Source organism: uncultured Granulicatella sp. (assembly GCF_963515615.1).
GTDB lineage: Bacteria > Bacillota > Bacilli > Lactobacillales > Aerococcaceae > Granulicatella.
This window is the reverse complement of the sequence record NZ_CAUPZT010000068.1, coordinates 1-6,160: the sequence shown is the minus strand read 5'-3', so window position 1 is coordinate 6,160 and position 6,160 is coordinate 1. Positions and strand designations below refer to the sequence as shown.

The following is a 6,160-nucleotide window of genomic DNA, read 5'->3' as shown; positions in this document are numbered from 1 at the left end:
TTCGCGACAACTCCTATATACTATCATAGGTGTTTTTGACTGTCAACAACTTTTTTCATTTTTTTGAAAGTTGTTTCAGAGTTATTTTTTGTCGTTTTGCAACAACGGTTAATAATTTAACACAGATATATATCATCGTCAACCCCTTTTTCATAAAAAATATGTTATAATTTTTTCGAATATTTATTGAGGAGGTTTTTATGCGTCTTGAGCATTTATTAATGAAGCATTTTGATTTATCAAGGAAACAAATGAAAAAATTAATTTCTTCTGGCGAAGTACTAATCGATTCAACTCCCGCAACTCATGTAAGTAATAATGTTGATCCTCAAATTCAAGTGATTACTGTTCAAGGAAGTCGAATGGAAGATAACTCCCAAAAGTATTATTTACTAAATAAACCTAAAGGAGTCATCACTGCTACCACCGATTCTCAACTTCCTACAGTTATTGATTTATTTAAAAATGAAAATGTCGAAGGATTATATCCTATCGGTCGTTTAGATAGAGATACAGAAGGACTTCTAATCATTACTAACAATGGTCCTTTAGGCTATCGCTTATTAAATCCTGTTCAACATATTGAAAAGGAATATTATGTCGAAGTCAATGGCCCTTTAGTCAGTTCTTGTATTCAAAGATTTCACGACGGAATTATATTTCATGACGGAACCATTTGTAAACCTGCTAAATTATCAATTCTTGAAGCTTCACCTTCATTTAGTAAAGCTTCAGTTATTATTTCAGAGGGTAAGTTTCATCAAATCAAAAAGATGTTTTTATGTGTTGGGGTTAAAGTTACTTTCCTTAAAAGAATTCGTTTCGGTAAGTTTGTACTTGATTCTTCTCTTGAGCCAGGGGAGTATCGTCCTTTAAATCCGTTCGAATTACAACTATTAAAGCAATATTTTAATTAAACACGAAAAAGGCAAGCGATTTTCTCGCTTGCCTCTTTTAGTTTAAATTAGTTACTTGCACTTGAAGTTGCGTCTGCTGCGCCATGACTTGGAGTATCAGATGAAGCACCTGAAGTTGCATCCGCACTTCCATGAGAACCATGTCCTCCTGCAGCTGGAGCATTTCCTCCAACTAAACGTTGACCAGTTGTTTCTAAATACCAATCTAACCATGGTTGGAAGTTAAAGATAATTTCGTTAATTCCTGCATATGAACCATCTGGATAGTACATTGCTTTATAGTTATGAGTATTAATAACTCCTTCTGGTTGTCCCGGAACAATTGTACGAACGTACTCTTGGTCACCATTACGTAATACACCTACAACCCACTCAACGTTTTTCATTCTTGCTGGTGGTAATGAAGCATGCACAGTTCCTAATCTGCTACCCGATTGAACACGTACACGTTTACCAAACATTGTGCTTGGTTCTTGGTGAGCATTATTATAATACAAGAATTGGTTGTTATCATCTGCATATGTTAACTCAAATGGCATTGCTTTTAAGAACATATCAATTTGGTTAACTGTTAAGATACCGTGGTCTAATTTAACATAAGTGTCTCCTGATACAGCACCAACGAGTTCTGCTGCTTTTTCTACCCAATCTGGATCATCTGGGTCAACGCCTTGAATCGTTGTTGCAATTGGATTTGTACAATATAAATCTTCTGGAGCAATTGGTTTTGGTTTTTTCAATTTAGAAACTACCCCCACATATTTTACAAAGTTATCTAAGCAAGATTCTAAGAATTTCACTGTTCCTTCATTCGTGATATTTCCATTTTCATCAAATGCTTCTTTAGCTTTTCCTAATAAGAATTCATTTCCTGGCAAAGTATATGCATTTACACCTGGAGCATCTAAAATTTTACGTAAATGTACTTGCGCACGTGATGTTCCTTGATCGTGGTATGAAGCACCCACAATCATAACTGGTTTATTTTCAAATGGATGTACTTTGTAAGATAACCATTCTAACACGCTTTTTAGTGATGCTGTAATGGTATGATTGTGCTCTGGTGTTGCAATGATAACACCGTCAGCACGAGTGATTTTGTTATATAAATAACGTAATTGGAAACTGTCATCCCATTTTTCATCTTGATTAAATACTGGTACTTCATCAATTTCCAAAACTTCTAATTCAAATTTTAATTTAAATTTACGTTGAATGAATTGTAATAATTTACGGTTATATGATAGTTCAGCGTTTGAACCTACAAGCCCTACAAATTTCATAATGTATTTCCCTCTCTTTTTGTGGTATTAAATATTTTCCCAATCAAAGTTTTCTGCTTCTTTGTGTAATAAATCTTGAGCACTTCTTAATTTTTGAGTGATTTTAACAAATAAGCGGAAATCATCAAATAGGGCATCTAATTTCTTAATTGTATCTAAATCAATTAAATCACCTTTTTTATCAAAAGCTTGAAGTGAGTGAGATAATAAAAATTCAGATCCTGGCATTACATTTGCTTTTAATTCTGGAGAGTCTAAAATTTGACGTAATTGTAATTGAGCACGTGAAGAACCTAATGTACCATAAGATGCTCCTGTAATCATAACTGGTTTATTTAATAATGGATGAATGCCATAAGATAACCATGCTAATGCGCTCATTAATACTGCTGGGATAGCGTGATCATATTCTGGTGTTCCAATAATTACTCCATCAGCAGCTTCAATTTTAGCAGCAATTTCTTTTGCAAGTTCTGGAACTTGTTTGTTTGCTGGTTTATTGAATAATGGAAGATCTTTAATTTCCACTAATTCAATTTCAACTTTTTTTGCAAAATGTTTTTGCATATATTGTAATAAAGTACGGTTTGTAGAACGTTGTGAATTTGTTCCTACAAGTGCAATAAATTTTGTCATAACAATTCCTTTCTATACATCTCTGATTAAACGAATTGAATTCCAGATGTATACATCATTTTTTGATTTTTTGTAATCACAAATGCTTCCAGTCCAGGTTGTTGTTCGATTTCTTCTATAATGTTATATGGATTTTGCCCAAATAAACGAGTCGTCCATATTTCGCAATCTACTGATTTTTTTGCTACAATTGTTAAACTTGCAACTTCTGTTTCCATCGGGTAACCTGTTTTTCGATCAAAAATGTGATGATACGTTTTCCCATCCACCACTAATTGTCTTTCGTATATTCCTGAAGTTACCACAGAAGCATCTGATATAGCTATTACTGCAACGTGTTCTCCTCTATCTAATATTGGATTTTGAATTCCAATTCTCCACGGTCTTTGGTATGTTGGATTTTCTCCAATTGTAAGAATATTTCCACCTAAATTAATCATTCCTGATTGAACTCCTTGTTCCTCCAAAAACTCTTTTAATTTATCGGCGATATATCCTTTCGCTAAAGCTCCTAAATCGATTCTCATTCCAACTTTGGATAAATAAACTTCCTGTTTTGAGTGATCCAATACGATATCCTCAGGATTCGTTATTTGTAATAAAGTTTGAATTTCTTCTTTTGAAGGAAGTTTAGCATCCGAAAAACCAATTCTCCATGTTTGAACTAATGGCCCAATCGCAATATTGAGATGACTATTCACTGCAATACTATGTTTCTTCCCTAACTCAATTAATTCAAACAAATCTGGATGAACTCGAACGGCATTTTTCCCAGCTTGTAAATTAACCTCCATTAGTTCAGAATCAGCATCATTCGCACTAAAACGATTTTTATAGAGATGCAACAGTTGTTCACTCTGTAACAATAATTGTTGCGCATTCTTATGAAAAATCGTTAATGTAATAGACGCTCCCATTAATCGAAGACTGTGACTAGCACTTTGCAAACAATTTCCTCTTTCCTTTTGCATTTACCTTTAATATACCAAACCGTTTAAGTTTCCACAAGTATTTTAGCTCATTTAATCACATTGCTTTTATATAGAATAAGTACACTTTTTCACAGCTGTTTTCATTTTTTCTCTAAAACAAAGGAAAAACACCTTTAAAAACAAAGAAATGCCTTTAAAAGTGTTTTACAATATTTTTCTTATTGATTCATTTTAATTTGAGTAATGGAATCTAATAGATACCTTGCTAATTCCTCAGCTCCTTGATTATTCGGATGAATCTTATCCTCATAAAACCAATCGGCATGATTTTTTGCAAATTCATACCAATCAATAATATGAACATTTGCATGTCGTGTTTTTGCCTCTAATAATTGTTGATTCACTTCATTATTCCATTTTACAGGCGCGAATATCGTAACAAAGTATAACTCTCTCTCTTCTCCAAGGATACGAATATATTCATCTAATTGTTTTTGAGAAAATGTACCATTAGTCCCTAATAAAGTTACCACTCGATTAGCCATTTTATCTTTAGCAATCAATTCTTGTAATGTTGCAGGGCTAGAATATAATTGTCTTCCAACCTTTCCATCAATCGTTGCTTTTGGAAATAGTTCTTGAACCTTATCCGCAGCCGCTAGTAAAATCGAATCTCCTACAAAAGTTACAGACTCCTGAGCAATTTGTTCTTTTAATTCGATTTCTTTATTCGGATTAATTGTAGTACTTTCTTCTGCTGTCGTATGTTCAATTAATTCTTGATTTCTTTTAATGACCGATTCCAATTGTTGAGCGACTAAATTTGTTTCTGTAGAAGATTGGAAAAATCCTACCATTGCAAGTCCTATTAAAATCACATAAGTGAAAGAAAATCCTATTCCTAATAATTTTTTAGTTGGTTGCATTTCTTTTGATAGAAATTCTGGAATACTTAATAAATTAAATGACTGACCTATTGGAATACTCCATGATTTCTTTTCAAACACTCGATAAGTTACTTCTGCTAATAAAATGATGAGTATAAATTGACTGGCTAAATGAATTACAGAAGAAGCATCTTCCTTTTGGAAATAAGGGGCAAACATATGAATTGGATAAAACCATAAATAGTATGAAAAACTTCTTCTTCCAAAAATTGTAAACCCTCTAAATCTTAAGAAGAAATTCATTAAAGAATTTTCATACAAGCCTGCCCATAGAAACAAGGCAGATATTAGAGCAAATAATTGCATTCCATATAAATAGGTTTCCGCTTGAATCCCATTAAACGTTAACATCATCCATATCATGATGAGAAAACTCACTAATCCAACTATTTGAGTTACTACAATACTAACTATTGATTTTGATAACGGAAGGGATAATTTCCCTTCAGTAAAATAACTAAGCACTCCTCCAAATAAAAATGCAAATATACGAGTACCAATTGCATAGTACAGATAAGAAGGATCTTGTTGAATCACATAAAGTAAGCTCATTGCAATAGCTGACAAGATACTTAATACCATTAATACAACACTTTCCTGCATTCGAAGTAAGTTTAATCGATTAAAAATTTTACGAATGACTGTTGCCAGTAACATTAACTGTAAATATAATGATACATACCATAAATGAACAAACGGACTTGGATTAATCGATTGTATAAAATAAGATTGCTGATTAATAATTTGATAGTAGTTATTAAAAAACACTAATGATGAAAGTGACATCATTCGTATATTTTTCAACTGATCCGGCAATGCAATAAATAAAAATGCGACAACTCCTACAATCATAAATAACATAGGAAGCCATAAACGAGAAAGTTTTGAAGACAGTTTTAATTCAACAGGCTTTTTATGAAATAAGTGCTTATTATCTCGAAATGCTAAATACCCTCCTATTACAAAAAAGGTATTAACTGCTAAAAAACCACCCGGTAAATAATTTTGAAAATAATAATATATGATAATAGCAAGAATCATAATCCCTTTTAATCCATCAATGGAGCCTACACGCTTATTTTTCGGATTTCCTTTGATTTCTTGCACCACTTTTTGTTGAGTCACGTAAATTTTTCCATCCTTTAATTCGTATTCCTCTCCATTATATTCGCTGAAAATTTTTCCGTCAAACTTCTTTTGAAATATTTTTAAGTTTTTTAAAGAATAAGAAAAAAGCTAGAGATATTCCCTAGCTTCTTTAACTCATTAAATTTTTTTAACGAATTCTGATTTTAATTTCATCGCACCAAAACCATCAATTTTACAATCAATATTATGATCGCCTTCTACGATACGGATGTTTTTCACACGAGTTCCTTGTTTAATATCCTTTGGAGCACCTTTAACTTTTAAGTCTTTAATGACTGTTACAGTATCTCCATTTT

Annotated in this window: 6 protein-coding genes; 1 reads left to right on the top strand and 5 read right to left on the bottom strand. The window is 32.4% G+C overall.

The genetic code is table 11. The features are described from left to right. Positions 1-200: 200 nt before the first annotated feature. The gene (locus tag RYL55_RS08190) at positions 201-917 is read left to right on the top strand and encodes a pseudouridine synthase (RefSeq protein ID WP_315008564.1); all 717 of its coding nucleotides are present in this window, start codon (positions 201-203) and stop codon (positions 915-917) included. A gap of 47 nt (positions 918-964) precedes the next feature. Here the strand turns inward: RYL55_RS08190 and RYL55_RS08185 are convergent, their stop codons facing one another. The 5 genes from RYL55_RS08185 to RYL55_RS08165 form a co-directional block, all read right to left on the bottom strand. Further along, a complete protein-coding gene (locus RYL55_RS08185) occupies positions 965-2,200 on the bottom strand; it encodes an NAD(P)H-dependent oxidoreductase (RefSeq protein WP_315008563.1) in 1,236 nt (411 codons plus the stop codon). Positions 2,201-2,227: 27 nt separating this feature from the next. Beyond that, a complete protein-coding gene (locus tag RYL55_RS08180) occupies positions 2,228-2,836 on the bottom strand; it encodes an NADPH-dependent FMN reductase (RefSeq protein ID WP_315008561.1) in 609 nt (202 codons plus the stop codon). 26 nt (positions 2,837-2,862) lie between these two features. Continuing rightward, positions 2,863-3,783, bottom strand: coding sequence for an FAD:protein FMN transferase (locus RYL55_RS08175; RefSeq protein ID WP_315008559.1), 921 nt, complete (start codon positions 3,781-3,783; stop codon positions 2,863-2,865). 203 nt (positions 3,784-3,986) lie between these two features. After that, entirely contained in the window at positions 3,987-5,840 is a 1,854-nt protein-coding gene (locus RYL55_RS08170; protein ID WP_315008557.1) for an acyltransferase family protein, read from the bottom strand. Positions 5,841-5,981: 141 nt separating this feature from the next. Continuing rightward, a partial coding sequence (locus tag RYL55_RS08165) for a zinc ribbon domain-containing protein YjdM (protein ID WP_315008566.1) occupies positions 5,982-6,160 on the bottom strand: 179 nt, incomplete at its 5' end.